General features: G+C 67.7%; 13 protein-coding genes and 1 riboswitch. Of the genes, 10 read left to right on the forward strand and 3 right to left on the reverse strand.

Features of this window, described 5'->3' with window-relative positions:
* Positions 1–143 precede the first annotated feature (143 nt).
* The 7 genes from AB4083_RS04575 to AB4083_RS04605 all read left to right on the forward strand — a co-directional run bounded on the left by AB4083_RS04575 (position 144) and on the right by AB4083_RS04605 (position 6,265).
* The gene (locus tag AB4083_RS04575) at positions 144–824 is read left to right on the forward strand and encodes an ATP-binding cassette domain-containing protein (protein WP_441606572.1); all 681 of its coding nucleotides are present in this window, start codon (positions 144–146) and stop codon (positions 822–824) included.
* Between the two features lie 18 nt (positions 825–842).
* Positions 843–1,253, forward strand: a complete 411-nt coding sequence (locus tag AB4083_RS04580; RefSeq protein WP_441606573.1) for a hypothetical protein — start codon at positions 843–845, stop codon at positions 1,251–1,253.
* Between the two features lie 21 nt (positions 1,254–1,274).
* Positions 1,275–1,955 carry a hypothetical protein gene (locus tag AB4083_RS04585; RefSeq protein WP_441606574.1) on the forward strand — a complete coding sequence of 227 codons (681 nt, stop codon included), beginning with the start codon at positions 1,275–1,277 and terminating at the stop codon, positions 1,953–1,955.
* Positions 1,956–1,963: 8 nt separating this feature from the next.
* A complete protein-coding gene (locus AB4083_RS04590; RefSeq protein ID WP_441606575.1) occupies positions 1,964–2,536 on the forward strand; it encodes a GTP-binding protein in 573 nt (190 codons plus the stop codon).
* Positions 2,533–2,928 carry a hypothetical protein gene (locus AB4083_RS04595; RefSeq protein ID WP_441606576.1) on the forward strand — a complete coding sequence of 132 codons (396 nt, stop codon included), beginning with the start codon at positions 2,533–2,535 and terminating at the stop codon, positions 2,926–2,928. The genes AB4083_RS04590 and AB4083_RS04595 overlap by 4 nt, the downstream gene beginning before the upstream one ends.
* A 444-nt stretch (positions 2,929–3,372) precedes the next feature.
* A complete protein-coding gene (locus tag AB4083_RS04600) occupies positions 3,373–6,036 on the forward strand; it encodes an autotransporter family protein (protein WP_441606577.1) in 2,664 nt (887 codons plus the stop codon).
* 4 nt (positions 6,037–6,040) lie between these two features.
* Positions 6,041–6,265 (forward strand): hypothetical protein, encoded by a 225-nt coding sequence (locus tag AB4083_RS04605; RefSeq protein ID WP_441606578.1) that lies wholly within the window; start codon positions 6,041–6,043, stop codon positions 6,263–6,265.
* On the opposite strand, the gene AB4083_RS04610 is transcribed toward AB4083_RS04605, so the two are convergent.
* A complete protein-coding gene (locus tag AB4083_RS04610; RefSeq protein ID WP_441606579.1) occupies positions 6,240–7,100 on the reverse strand; it encodes a DMT family transporter in 861 nt (286 codons plus the stop codon). The genes AB4083_RS04605 and AB4083_RS04610 overlap by 26 nt on opposite strands.
* A 366-nt stretch (positions 7,101–7,466) precedes the next feature.
* Between AB4083_RS04610 and AB4083_RS04615 the strand changes: the two genes are divergently transcribed.
* The gene (locus tag AB4083_RS04615; protein WP_441606580.1) at positions 7,467–8,180 is read left to right on the forward strand and encodes a hypothetical protein; all 714 of its coding nucleotides are present in this window, start codon (positions 7,467–7,469) and stop codon (positions 8,178–8,180) included.
* A 51-nt stretch (positions 8,181–8,231) separates the two neighbouring features.
* On the opposite strand, the gene metE is transcribed toward AB4083_RS04615, so the two are convergent.
* Both metE and AB4083_RS04625 read right to left on the reverse strand, forming a co-directional pair.
* Positions 8,232–10,523, reverse strand: a complete 2,292-nt coding sequence (gene metE, locus AB4083_RS04620; RefSeq protein WP_441606581.1) for a 5-methyltetrahydropteroyltriglutamate--homocysteine S-methyltransferase — start codon at positions 10,521–10,523, stop codon at positions 8,232–8,234.
* Between the two features lie 198 nt (positions 10,524–10,721).
* Positions 10,722–10,956: riboswitch (cobalamin riboswitch) on the reverse strand.
* Positions 10,957–11,042: 86 nt separating this feature from the next.
* The gene (locus AB4083_RS04625) at positions 11,043–11,216 is read right to left on the reverse strand and encodes a hypothetical protein (RefSeq protein ID WP_441606582.1); all 174 of its coding nucleotides are present in this window, start codon (positions 11,214–11,216) and stop codon (positions 11,043–11,045) included.
* Between the two features lie 238 nt (positions 11,217–11,454).
* Here AB4083_RS04625 and AB4083_RS04630 point away from each other — a divergent pair, with 238 nt between their 5' ends.
* Both AB4083_RS04630 and AB4083_RS04635 read left to right on the forward strand, forming a co-directional pair.
* A complete protein-coding gene (locus AB4083_RS04630; protein ID WP_441606583.1) occupies positions 11,455–11,943 on the forward strand; it encodes a carboxymuconolactone decarboxylase family protein in 489 nt (162 codons plus the stop codon).
* Between the two features lie 11 nt (positions 11,944–11,954).
* Positions 11,955–12,800: a sigma-70 family RNA polymerase sigma factor gene (locus tag AB4083_RS04635; protein ID WP_441606584.1), complete on the forward strand. Its 846-nt coding sequence runs from the start codon at positions 11,955–11,957 to the stop codon at positions 12,798–12,800.
* Positions 12,801–13,554: the final 754 nt, after the last annotated feature.

Genomic DNA, 13,554 nt, shown 5'->3' on the forward strand with positions numbered 1-13,554 from the left:
TTCCACCTTCGAGGTCGTGAAGAACCCCGGCCCGAACTGACTGCGCATGTGTCCCGCCCTGACATGTGCGCCCTCAACCTCGCACCACACCATATGCCCACGTCGCGCCAACGCCCCATGTTCGGTAGCGCAAGGGGTAAGCCATGCTGGCGCTATACGACATCGAGATCATGCGCGGTACGCAGTGCGTGCTGCGGCAGGTGTCGCTCGAAGTCGAGCGGCCCGGCGCCTTGTTCCTGGTGGGCGGTGGCGGCAGCGGCAAGTCTTCCTTGCTCGGTGCGATCGCGGCACGCGGTGATGCTGCATGGCTGGGTGTCGCGAGCTGGCGCGGCCTGCCGCTGGCGGTAGCGTCGCCGGCCATCGGCTGGCTTGGCCAGTGCGATCTGTTGGAAGAGGGAGTCCCGGCCGCAAGCCATGCATGGCACGCATGGCTGCGCGAGATCCGGCGCGACCACGAAGCCGATGCACAAACCCCGGTTTCCGCATGGCCGCGCGCGCTGCGCAGGTACCTGGCGGTGATGGCCGCGCTCGCCGCGCCGGCCGACCTGTACCTGTTGGACGAACCCACGGCTGGCCTCGATGAGGCGATGGCGCGGGTGGTGCGCGACCGGGTGAGCGTGGTGGCCAGCCGCGCCTGCGTGGTGGTCGCCACGCACAATCGACTGGACTGCCTGCACGTCGGTGGCGCGACGGCGCTGCTGGCCGGCCGCGCGCTGCAGGAATGCACGCCGACGCGCACGTTCTTCCGCGAGCCGCGCACGCCGGCCGGACGCATCTATGTCGACACCGGCAACTGCAACCTGGCGACACCCCATAACTTCTGACTCACGAGAGAGCACCCGATGTCCCTTGATAAAGCACTGTCGGCAGCGCAGACCGACGTTCCCGAATGCGTGGCGGTCGGCTACGTGGATATGACCAGCGGCTTCCTGCTGGGCGTGAAGACGGTCGATTCGCATCCGGGCGAGATCCTCGACCTGGTCGCGGCCGCCACCGGCGATCTGTTCCAGGGCAAGAACGTGACCGAGATCGAGCGCCTGTTCGACCAGTCGCGCGGCATCACCAATCGTGCGGCCGGTGCGCACTACTTCAATGAGATCGTGGTGTTCAGCACCAACCTGATCCACGTGTTCATCCGCTCGAAGAAGAACCCCAGCCATGTGGCGGTGTTCGTCGCGCGCATCAGCGCCAACATCGGCATGGTGCTGACGCGCTCGCGGCTGAGCATGGTGGCGCTGGAGGCTTCGATCTAAAGCGCCATGGCAGTACCGGCCATGCATCGACGAGACGACAGCGTCCGCGCGCTGCGCATCGCGTGCCCCAACTTCAGCGCGGAGGAGCTCGGTGCGCTGCGTTCGATCCTGGGCCTGCTCAAGCCGTACCTGAAGCATGCCTGGGTGGTCGACGCCGCCGTGCTGGAAGCGGCGCTGCCCATCGATGTCTGCCTGATCAACGTGGACCATCCCGGCGCACCCGCGGTGCCGCCGGGCAACCTGCGCGTGATCGGCTGTTCGTCGCGGCCGCGCAACCATCCACGCGGCACGCTGCACCGGCCGCTGCGTCCGCCGCAGATCCTGGCCCTGCTCAGCGAAGCGGGCAGCCGGGTGCTGGGCGAACGCCAGTACGCCGATGCCACGCCATCGCTGGAGTGGTCGTACCGGTTGACGGCGTGGCCGCGGGATCTCGGCGACTGGCCGAAATCCTGGTGGCGCGTGCTCGCGAGCATTTCCGCCGGGGCGCTGCCGCTGCCGCGCATCGCCGAGCGGACCGAGTTGCCTTCGCGCTACGTCGAGCTGTGCATCGAGCGCCTGCGCGCGGCTGGCCTGGTCGAGCGTGTTCCGCGCGTACGCGAGGCGGCTGCGGCGCCGACCTCTGTGATTCAAGAGCAGGGCGAGCGCCGGCGCTGGTCCGGGCTGGCCGGCCGCATCCTGCACCGATTCGGATTGGGGAAATGATGGGCGAAGTGCACAAGATCGTTTTCATGGGGGCTCCGGGCTCGGGCAAGACCACCTGCATCCGCGCGCTGAGCGAAATCGATCCGATCTCCACCGACGTGCCATGCACGGACGAGTTGCGCGACCTGAAGGAAACCACCACGGTGGCGCTGGACTACGGCGAGCTGCAGCTGGACGAGGGCGAATCCCGCGTGCTGCTGTACGGACTGCCGGGGCAGGAGCGCTTCAGCTATATGTTCGATGTAGTGCGCGCCGGCCTGCTCGGCGCGATCGTGCTGGTCGATGCCACCAGCCCCGAGGCGGTGGAAGAGCTGTCGCGCACGCTGGCGCGCCATCGCGCCGATCTGCGCAAGATGCCGTTCATCGTGGCGCTGAACAAGAGCGAGGAAGCGGCCGAGGCGATCGCCGAGCGTTGCCGCGAAGCGGTGCGCGCGCATGACCTGATGGCGCCGGTAATGCCGGTCGACGCACGCCGGCGCGAGGACATCGCCCACCTGATCGAGCTGCTGCTGGTGATCCTGGAATTCGGCTTCGGCTTCGATCAGCCCGGCGTGGCGGGGCAGGCGGAGGGCAACGCATGAATATCGACATGCCCAGCCAGCGCCAGTGCCTGATCGCGCTGGACAAGGCCATGGAGCACTGCGACGGCATCGTGGCCGGCATGTTCGCGCTGCGCGATGGGCGCTGCTACGCGGAGCGTTCGCGGGCGCGCGTGTCGGTGGGCAAGTTCGCCGCGATGACCAGTTCGCTGATGGCCTTGTCCCATAGCGTGATGGCGGAGCTGGCGGCGGACTCGCCGGGTTATCTGCTGATCGAAGGGCGCACGCACAAGCTGGTGGCGTGCAAGGTGCCGCGGGGCAAGGTGGGCTTGATCGTGGCGGTGCTGGCGCAGAGTGAGGTGAGCCTGGGTCTGGTGCTGGGTTATGCCAGGACTTGCGCGCGCGAGGTGTGCGAAGTGGAGCCGACCGCGTAGCCACGTAGGTTGGGGTGAGCGCAGCGAACCCCAACGAAGCTCGCAGGTTGCCGCAACGTTGGGGTTCGCTTGCGCTCACCCCAACCTACGCCGGCTGTTGACGGGTTCGCGAATGGCCCCGCCTGACCACTTGCTGGCATCCTGCGGCTCCTTCACCGGAACCTGCCCCTGCCTACACTGGACTCGCAGGGTTGCATCTCCCGTTTTCGATTGTGCGAACCGGTCGACATAAGGACCCGCGCGGGAACCCTGGGGACGGAAGCGTGTTGCCCGCTGCCACGACGTGGCGCGATCCGCTTCCCTGATCGTCATTCATGCATCCACGTTTCAAACAGCGGCGCCATCGGCCGCTGCTTCGCTCGCGCGCGATTCCATCCGCGGCGATGCCTGGCGCAAGGGGGAATCCACACCGTGTGCAGCTTTCACCAACGAGATTTTCGCCGCGTGCCGGCGCGGACCTGGCCGGCGCGCCGGGTCTTGTGCGCGGCGATGTTGTCCAGCCTGGGCTGGCTGCCGCAGGCGCATGCGGCGTGCACCACCACGGGCACGTCGACCCTCTGCGACACCGCGGCGCCCAGTCCCTGGACCAGCACCGTCGGCGCGGGCCCATCCGCACCGACCGGTGCCAGCGTGACGGTGAACCCGAACGCGCAGATCGTGGTGGGCGATGCCTCGGCCATCGCCTTGTTCGACCGCGCCAACATCGTGGTCAAGTCCGGCGCGCTGGTGCAGAACAACGCGGTGCGCGCGGTGGGCCTGTACCAGTCCGGCGCCAACACCATCGACTTCCGCAGCGACAGCACGCTGACGGTGGAGCAAGGGGCGACCGTGCTGGCCGCGGGTTCGGAGAACAATGGCGAGGCGGTGAATCCGCAGGCCGCGGGCAACCACATCATCAACAGCGGCACGATCCGCGCGATGAACGCGGCGGCGATCTGGTTCCAGGCCAAGTCCGGCGGCAACGTCGTCATCAACAACGAGACCGGCTTGATCCAGGCGCCGGGCAACGTGATCGGCGCCACCGGCACCAGCACGCTGGACTTCACCAACAAGGGCAAGGTAATCGGCAACCTGGTGTTCGCGCGCGGCAACGACACGCTGCGGCTGTTCGGCGGTTCGTCGGTGAGCGGCACTATCGACGGTGGCGGCGGCAGCAACCTGCTCACGCTCAATGGCAGCGGCAGCGATACGCTGCCGACCATCGCCAACTTCCAGACCATGCGCAAGCTGGACGATGGCAACTGGATCGTCGGTCGCTCGCTGCCTGGCATCGGCATCACTTCGGTTGACGTGCAGCAGGGCGTGCTGGTGCTGAACGCCGACAGCTCCAGCTATACGGGCGCCCTGCAATTGCGCGCGAGTGGCACGTTGGCAGTGGGCGATGCCACCGCGCCGGGTGCGTCGTTGCGTGGCGCCTTGACGGTGCCCGTCGGCGCGGCGCTCGGCGGCTACGGCAGCGTGGTTGGCGATGTGGACAACCAGGGCACCGTGGCGGTGGCGGATGCGCTGGCGCCGTTCGCTGGCGGCACGCTCGGCAATTTCGCCATCCGCGGACAGCTGACCAATACCGGCCTGGTGCGCATCGGCGCCGACCAGGGCGTGGGGCGCGCACTGACCGTGAGCAGCTATGTCGGCCGCAATGGCACGATCGCCATGAACGTGGTGCTCGGCGGCGATGGTTCGGCCGCGGACAAGCTGGTCGTCGATGGCGGCACCGCCACTGGCTCGACTCTGTTGAAGATCACCAACCTGGGCGGGCAGGGCGCTGCCACCGTGTCCGACGGCATCCAGGTCGTGCAGGCTGCCAATGGTGCGACCACCGATGCCGGCGCGTTTGCCTTGAGCGGCGGGTCGTTGAAGGCCGGCGCCTACGAATACCTGCTGGTGAAAGGCGGCGTGACCTCCGGTACGGCGGAAGATTGGTATCTGCGGAATACGCAACCCGCGCCGGCTCCCGCACCTGCACCTGCACCTGCACCAGCACCGGCACCGGCACCGGCACCTGCACCTGCACCAGCACCAGCACCAGCACCAGCACCGGCACCAGCACCAGCACCAGCACCCGCACCCGCACCCGCACCTGCACCTGCACCTGCACCAGCACCCGCACCCGCACCCGCAACCAGCCCATCAACACCATCCCAACCCGTCGTGCTGTATCGCCCCGAAGCCGCTTTGTATGCGGCCGCTCCATCCGTGGCGCGCCAGCTCGGCGCGATGCAGCTGGAGAATTTCCATGCGCGCCAGGGCGAGCAGGCGCAGCTGGACGAGCGTGGCGAGTTGCCCGCGAGCTGGGGCCGCGTGTGGGGCGGGCATAGCACGATGTCGCAAGGCGGCACGCTGGACCCGCGTTACACCGGCACGCTGAGCGGCGCGCAGGTGGGCCAGGATCTCTATGCGGACGAAGGCGCCGAAGGACAGCGCAACCACTACGGCGTATTCGCCGGCTTCGCACGCTCCAGCGGCGACGTGCGCGGCTTTGCCTCCGGTACGCAGGATCTGGCCGTGGGCCAGTTGCGCCTGGATGCCTACAGCATGGGCGGCTACTGGACCCATCTCGCGCCGCGCGGCTGGTATGCCGACGCAGTGCTGATGGGGACTGCCTATACCTTCGACCCCACCTCGCGCGACGGCGTACAGGCCACCGCGCACGGCCATGCGGCGACGGCCTCGCTGGAAAGCGGCTGGTCGCTCGCGCTGGGCCACGGTCTGCGCATCGAGCCGCAGGCGCAGATGGTATGGCAGCACCTGGCGCTGGGCCGCATGGACGATGGCATTTCCCGTGTTGCGTTCCACAGCGGACAGGCCATGACGGGGCGTGTCGGCGTGCGCCTGGCTGGCACCTGGTCTGCGGGTGCTGCGACATGGCAACCGTATGTGCGGCTGCATGTGCTGCGTACGACGGGGGCGGACGATGCGACCAGCTTCGGCGGCACTGCGCCAATCGCCACCTCCACCCGCCAGACCCTGGGACAGGTGGACGCCGGCGTGGCCGTGACGTTTCTTTCCGGCGGCAGCGTGTACGCCTCGGTGAGCTACAGCGAGAACCTGGCGGGCGAGCGGCAGCGTGTGCTGGCCGGCCGCATCGGCCTGCGCTGGTCGTGGTGAGGCGATGATCGATCCGGAAGAACTGAGCCTGGGGCAGTTGCCGCGAGCGCTGCGGCGGGAGCCCGACGATTGGGCGCGCGATGACGGCGAGCGGATGGCGATCTATGCGCTGGCTTATCGGCGCCGCGCGCAAGGCGCGGCCACGCGGGCCGCCGTGGCGACGGCGTTGCTGTGCCTGTTGACAGCCCGGTGCGCCGGATGGCTCACGCGAAGCGTCTGGCGCCGCTGACGCAGAACACGACCAGCACGGTGACCAGCACCATCGTCCAGGCCACTGGTTCGTGCAGCAGCAGGCCGGCCAGGGCCAGGCCGAAGAACGGCTGCAGCAACTGCAACTGCCCCACGCCAGCGATGCCGCCCAGCGCCAGGCCGCGGTACCAGAACACGAAGCCGATCAGCATGCTGAAGACCGAGACGTAGGCCAGGCCGATCCAGGCGGAGGTATCGATGCCGGCCCAGCTTGCCGGCCGCGTCGCCAGTGCAATGGCGAGCATCACCGGCATGGCCAGCGCCAATGCCCAGGAAATCACTTGCCAGCCGCCGAGCCGGCGCGACAGCGTGGCGCCTTCCGCATAGCCCAGGCCGCACAGCAGGATCGCGCCCACCATCAGCAAGGCCCCTTCGATGGCGATGGCGCCGCCCTGCAGCAGCGCGAACGAGGCGACCGCCAGGCTGCCCAGTCCCGAGAACAGCCAGAATGCCGGGTGCGGCCGTTCGGCGCCGCGCAGCACGCCGAACAAGGCGGTGGCCAGCGGCAGCAGGCCGATGAACATGATCGATTGCGCGGAGGTGATGTGCTGCAGCGCCAGCGCGGTGAGCAGCGGGAAGCCGACCACCACGCCGATGGCGACGATGGCGAGCGATACGAGGTCGGCGCGCGAGGGGCGTTTTTCACGCAAGGCACCGAGCAACAGCAGTCCGAGCGCAGCAGCGATCACGGCGCGTGCGGAAGTCAGGAACCATGGCGAGAAACCCATCACCGCGACGCGCGTGGCAGGCAGCGAGCCGCTGAAGATCACCACGCCGAGCAGGCCGCTGCCCCGGCCTTTGGAGGTTGTCTGCATTTGGAAGTCCTTGGGTGGGGCATGTCTTGAAGTCGAAACGATAAACCGAGCGCTCACTATGCCTGCGGCTGGAACGTGCATGGATTGGGGCGAAGCTGGGGCAATCGCGCATGGCTCGTCATCCCGGCGCAGGCCGGGATCCAGTGGCGTCAAGGCGCGATTGTCGCCGTGCAGCCCAAGGGCCCATCTTGCGCCGACGCATTTTCATCCAGCGCATCGCCACTGGATTCTGGCCTGCGCCGGGATGGCGCATGAGGAGAGGTCGCAGCAGGTCTTGGAGCAGCCGGCAGGGCTGGGGATTTATCCGGACATGCACGACAATGCCGCACACAGGAAATCTTTCTTCACTCACAAGGAGCAAGTGCGATGGGCCTGTTGGACAAGCTGTTCGGCAAGAAATCCCGCGATACCGATGCGCCCGCGCCTGCGGCGTCGAACAGCGAGGCGCAGGAAGGCGGCGATATCGTCGCGGAGCTCGCTCCGGCCCTGAAGGCCCACCAGGACGGCCGCCATGACGAGGCCGTCGCCATCGCCAGCCCCTATGTCGATCAGTTCGCGGATGCCAATCGTCTGTGCGCGCTGGCGCGTTCGGCGCAGCAGCGCTATCTGGAGGCTTTTCCGTACTGGCTGGCACTGTTTCAGCAGGAACCGAGCGCGCATAACGCCCTGCAACTGGCCACCACCTCGGTGATGTGCGGCGAGGTGCATCGCGGCGAGGCGTGGCTGATGAAGTTCGACGAGATCAACCAGGAGTCGAGCGAGCTTTCACCCGTCACTGCGCGCACCAACTTCATCTCCGCACTCGATCAGCGTGGTCTTCAGGCCGAGGCGTTGCCGCATCTGAGCTGGGTGCGCGACGTCTATGCCCACGTGCGCATCACCGATTCGCACTTTCTGTGGACGCGCGGCATTCCATTTTTCCCGGGTTTTCTCGAGCGCAGCTTGCCCATCCTCCAGGCCAGCCTGCCGGCGGTGGACATCTGCCGATGGTATGGCGAGTTGACCGGCAAGCTGGACGAAGAAGGGGAAGCACAGCTCGGTGCGTGGATGCAGCGGCTGGCTGCGCCGGCCGGGAGCTGAGCTTCCGGCTGCAAGGAACGCCAGGCGTACAGCTGGCGTTCCTCGCCATCGTCACACCGCCGCCATCACCCGCTCACGCATGACGCGCGCCGCCTCCACCAGCGCCACCAACGCCTTGCGCGTTTCATCCCAGCCACGCGTCTTCAAGCCGCAATCGGGATTCACCCACAACTGCTCCGGACTGAGCACCTCGCTGGCCTTCTCCAGCAACCCGACCATCTCCGCCACGTCCGGCACGCGCGGCGAATGGATGTCGTAGACACCGGGGCCGATCTCGTTGGGATAGCGGAAGCGCACGAAGGCATCGAGCAGTTCCATGCGCGAGCGCGAGGTCTCGATCGAGATCACGTCGGCATCCATCGCGGCCACGGCCTCGATGATGTCGTTGAACTCCGAGTAGCACATATGGGTGTGGATCTGCGTGTCGTCGGCGACGCCGGCGGCGGCGAGGCGGAAGCTCTCCACCGCCCAGGCCAGATAGCCGGCCCAGTCCGCGCGGCGCAGCGGCAGGCCTTCGCGCAGCGCCGGCTCGTCGATCTGGATGATGCGGATGCCGGCCGCTTCCAGATCCAGCACTTCGTCGCGCAGGGCCAGCGCCAACTGGCGGCAGGTGGTGGCGCGCGGCTGGTCGTCGCGCACGAAGGACCACTGCAGCACGGTGACCGGGCCGGTCAGCATGCCCTTCATCGGCCGCTGGGTGAGCGATTGCGCATAGGTGGACCAGCGCACGGTCATCGGTGCCGGCCGCTGCACGTCGCCGTAGATGACCGGCGGCTTGACGCAGCGCGAGCCGTAACTTTGCACCCAGCCGTGCTTGGTGAAGACGAAGCCGTCGAGCTGTTCGCCGAAGTATTCCACCATGTCGTTGCGTTCGAACTCGCCGTGCACCGGCACGTCGATGCCGATCTCTTCCTGGAAGCGCACGCACTCGGCGGTCTGGGTGGCGATCAGTTCATCGTAGTCCGCCGCGGACAGCTGGCCCGACTTGTAGCGGGCGCGCGCCTCGCGCACTTCCTTGGTTTGCGGGAAGGAACCGATCGTGGTGGTCGGGAACAGCGGCAGGTCGAAGCGCCGCTGCTGCTTGGCGCGGCGGAAGGCGTAGGTGGAACGGCGGTGCGCGGCCGCGGCGTCCAGGTTGGCCAGGCGTTGCGCCACCTGCAGCCGGTGCACCTTGGTCGAGCCCTTGCGCGCGGCGACCAGCTCGCGTGCCCGTTCCAGGGCCGGGTAGGCGGTGACCACGCCCTTGCACATGTCCGCCACCGTGCGCAGTTCCTCGATCTTCTGCCGCGCGAAGGCCAGCCAGGCGTGCACGTCCGACGGCAGCGCTTTCTCCAGCGTGGCGTCGACCGGCACGTGCAGCAGCGAGCAGGACGGCGCCAGCCACACGCGCTGCTTGCCGAGGCGTTCGATCGCCACGCGCGTGATGGCCATGGCCCGGTCCAGGTCAGCACGCCACACGTTGCGGCCGTCCACTACGCCGAGCGACAGCACGCGTTCCGCCGGCAGCGTTTCCAGCACGGCATCGAGTTGGGCGGGCGCGCGCACCAGGTCGACATGCAGGCCGTCGACCGGCAATTCGTGCGCCAACCGCAGGTTGTCGCCGAGCGCGCCGAAGTAGGTGGCCAGCAGCAGTTTCGGCCGCGCGGCGCGGGCCAGCGCCGCGTAGGCCGTGCGGTAGGCGGTGGCATCGTCGTGGTCCAGATCGAGCACCAGGCAGGGCTCGTCGATCTGCACCCATTCGGCGCCGGCCTCGTGCAGCTTGCCCAGCAGTTCGGTGTAGATACCCAGCAGGCGGTCGAGCAGGGCGAGGCGATCGCTGCCGTCGGTGGTCTTGGACAGCAGCAGGAAGCTGACCGGCCCCAGCAGCACCGGCCGCGCCGCATGGCCGAGCGCTTTCGCCTCGAGGAACTCCGCGACGGGTTTGTCGTGGCGCAGGCGGAACGCCTGTCCGGCCTGCAGCTCGGGGACGATGTAGTGGTAGTTGGTGTCGAACCACTTGGTCATTTCCAGCGCGTGCAGGTCCAGACCCTCGCGCTGCGTGCCGCGGGCCATGGCGAAGTAGCCGGCCAGCGGGTCGGCATCGGCCAGGGCGCGGTAGCGTGCGGGAATCGCGTCGAACAGGAAGGCCGTGTCGAGCACGTGGTCGTACAGCGAGAAGTCGTTGCACGGCACCACGTGCGCGCCGGCTTCGCGCTGCAGTTGCCAATGGCGCTCGCGCAGTTGGCGCGCGCTGTCCAGCAGTTGCGGCCGTAGCGCCGCGTCGCGCCAGTAGGCTTCCAGGGCTTGCTTGAGCTCGCGCCGCGCACCCATGCGCGGGAAGCCGAGATTGGTAACGGTGGTCATGCTGCACTCCTCGATTCGTGGTGAATGAGGAACGAAGGAACCGCGCAGCCGCGAGTGTTTCGCGGATACGCGCGCGACCTTCGCCCCCGCGGGCGAACCGGGCTGGCGCAAGGTCGCGCAGGAGCGAACGGCCACGGCAAAACCATGGCGCGCAGCCCCAGCCGCTTCCCCGCGGAAGCTCCAGGTCAAGCGGGAAGCTCGCGCTTCCCGGCCGGGGCAGGTCTTCGGGCTCGTGGACGAGAGGCGCGAACGCCTCGCCTACTGCTCGCCGCTTCCCGGCCGGTTTCACAAGGCCAGTGCTTCTGACGAGGGTCGTTTCCACACACCGCTGCGGGGCAGCGCCGGAATTGGCCGTAAGGCCGCACCGGCTTCCCTTTTAATCCATCCTTTCATCGCGATGAAAGGATGGGAACCACCAGCGGGGTGGAAGTTAGGTCCAGGGCAGGGGGTTCGTCAAGCGGAAGGAGGTGAGGAGAGCAGCCCTGGCTGGGCTGCTCCCGCGGGCCTGGAACGGTTTGCTCAGCCTTCCTTGTACTGGCGCAGCGCGACCGGCTCCCAGCGTTCCGTCGAGGGGATGTTCTTGAAGGTCCGCACCCACGCCTCGGGCACCATCGGCTGCGGCGTACCCACGGTGGGAATGGTGGCGCCGGCGATCGGCGCGCCCGGATAGGTGGACCAGGGGTTGAGCAGCACCTGGTTAGGCCGTGCCCGCCAGAAAGGCGGTGTCCGCCAGGAAGGCCGCGCCGGCGCGGAAAGTCGCGGCAAAGGAGGCCGCGAAGCCAGCCAAGGCGAAACCCGCCAAGCGCGCGGTCGCCAAGGCTGCAGTCGCCAAGGCCGCGACCAAGCGCGGCGCCCGATAGCGGGGAGGGCATGTCACATCCGCGGCCCCTGTCTCGTCCCAGCTTCGGGACCAACACAGGAGACCCCGCCCATGTCCAGCAAGACCCCCAGGCTCAACCTCGTCACCGCCGCGCCCGTGCTGCTGAAGGAATACCAGAAGGCGATGATCGCCCTGGCCGCATCCGCCAGCCTGGAGCCGGGCCTGTCCGAACTCGTGCAGATCCGTGTTTCGCAGATCAACGGCTGCGCGCATTGTCTCAATCTGCACTTTGCCGAAGCGCGCGAGAAGGGTGAGAGCGAGCAGCGCCTGTTCCTCGTCGCCGCCTGGCGCGATGCGCCTTGCTACAGCGAGCGGGAACGCGCGGCGCTGGGCTGGGCCGAGGTGCTGGCACGCTTGTCCGAAGGTGCCGATCCCGAGCAGGCCTACACGGCGCTCAAGGCCCATTTCAGCGAGGAGGAGCAGGTGAAGCTCAGCGTGATCGTCAACATCATCGGCGGCTGGAACCGCCTTGCCGTCGGTTTCGGCGTGTTCGCCGAGGCGGCCGAGGTCAGGGCGTCGGCGCGCGCCGCGGCCGCCTGATGGACGAGGCGGTGCTGCAGCAAGCCCGCAACAGCTTCGCGCCGCTGCGCCCGAAGCTGTTGCGCGTGGCCTACCACATGCTCGGCTCCGTCGCGGATGCCGAGGACATGGTGCAGGAGGCCTTCATCCGCTGGATGAAGGCCGACCGGGGCGAGGTGCGTGAACCGGAGGCCTATCTGTGCCGCACGGTCACGCGCCTGTGCCTGGACCTGCTGAAGTCCGCGCACCGCCAGCGCGAGACCTATATCGGCCCGTGGCTGCCCGACCCGGTGCTGGAAGAGGAAGCGGTGGAGGACGTCACCCTGCCGCTGATGCTGGTGCTGGAACGCCTGTCGCCGCTGGAACGTGCCGCCTTCCTGCTGCACGACGTCTTCGGCCTTGAGTTCAGCCAGGTGGCTGAGGCGATCCAGCGCGATGTCGCAGCCTGTCGCCAGCTCGCGGCGCGGGCGCGCGTGCATGTGCGCGAGGCGAGGCCGCGTTTCAAGGTGGAGCGCCGGCATGGGCTGGCGCTGGCGGAGGCGTTCTTCCAGGCCACCCGCAGCGGCGACGTGCAGGCCCTGGGCGCCTTGCTGACGGCGGACGTCCACGCCTATGCCGACAGTGGCGGCAAGCGCCCGGCGTTCCTCGAGCCGGTACTCGGATCGGTCGCGGTGCTGGAGATCTACGGGCGTGTGGTGGCCGTCCTGCGCGAGCATCCCTCGCAGCTCGTGCGCATGGGCTTCGTCAACGGCTTGCCGGGTTTTGTCACGCGGGAGGCGGATGGCGAGCTGCAGACCACGGCGCTGCTGATCGAGGATGGCAAGGTGGCGGCGATCTATGTGATGCGCAATCCGGACAAGCTGAGGCATCTGCACTGATAGGCCTTTGGTGCGCCGATATCCTTACTCGTCATTCCGGCGCAGGCCGGAATCCAGTAGAGCCAAGGCCCGGTTTTCGCGTCATCGCGAAAATCAGGCGTCTCGCTACTGGATTCCGGCCTGCGCCGGAATGACGAGTCGGGCGTTCACACGTCTTGTACGAAGCACACCTGCCAATCACGCCGATCAAGCAATCGCACTTTCGGCCTATCCCGTTCGCCGCCAGTGCGTATCTGCGATGAGCATCACAGGAATCTTCGGGAAGGCATCGATGTGGCTGTTTCGTGACAGCTCTCGACGCTGTTCGAGAAGCCATCGATTTGCACAAATAACTCTGGAATTACCGCTTCGACCGCGCACCCGTACATCCGCCCGGCGCATGCCGCGCACGCCGCTGCATCCACCCATCTCCCGACCCTGCTGTAGTCCTCCCCTTACTCCGGAAGGCAGATTGTGCGCATCGCCACCCACCACGCAGAGTCTGCGACAGCCTTCGAGCACGAAGGCGACTAGGGATGACGCGATCGTCACGGCCACGTACCGCCCGGCCACTGATCGCTGAGCTACGCGCAGATCGACAGGGAGATACGGCGTGAGCGTGACCAAGGAAAGCGGCCGGCCGTCGCCTTATATGGCGGCCATCGAGTTATCCGACCCATCGACGCTGCCGGGCATTGCGCCAGGTGGTCGCGTTCGTTCGCGGCTGTAAGCGTCGGGTCAGCGTTTCGGTTTCTTGAGCAGCGTGGCGCCAGGC

This window comes from Dyella sp. 2RAB6 (assembly GCF_052115385.1).
Taxonomy (GTDB): Bacteria; Pseudomonadota; Gammaproteobacteria; order Xanthomonadales; family Rhodanobacteraceae; genus Dyella_D.

Coding starts and splice junctions, on each gene's coding strand:
- AB4083_RS04605 (WP_441606578.1), top strand. CDS start 6,041: ATGATCGATCCGGAAGAACTGAGCCTGGGGCAGTTGCCGCGAGCGCTG.
- metE (WP_441606581.1), bottom strand. CDS start 10,523: ATGACCACCGTTACCAATCTCGGCTTCCCGCGCATGGGTGCGCGGCGC.
- AB4083_RS04575 (WP_441606572.1), top strand. CDS start 144: ATGCTGGCGCTATACGACATCGAGATCATGCGCGGTACGCAGTGCGTG.
- AB4083_RS04580 (WP_441606573.1), top strand. CDS start 843: ATGTCCCTTGATAAAGCACTGTCGGCAGCGCAGACCGACGTTCCCGAA.
- AB4083_RS04630 (WP_441606583.1), top strand. CDS start 11,455: ATGTCCAGCAAGACCCCCAGGCTCAACCTCGTCACCGCCGCGCCCGTG.
- AB4083_RS04615 (WP_441606580.1), top strand. CDS start 7,467: ATGGGCCTGTTGGACAAGCTGTTCGGCAAGAAATCCCGCGATACCGAT.
- AB4083_RS04595 (WP_441606576.1), top strand. CDS start 2,533: ATGAATATCGACATGCCCAGCCAGCGCCAGTGCCTGATCGCGCTGGAC.
- AB4083_RS04610 (WP_441606579.1), bottom strand. CDS start 7,100: ATGCAGACAACCTCCAAAGGCCGGGGCAGCGGCCTGCTCGGCGTGGTG.
- AB4083_RS04585 (WP_441606574.1), top strand. CDS start 1,275: ATGCATCGACGAGACGACAGCGTCCGCGCGCTGCGCATCGCGTGCCCC.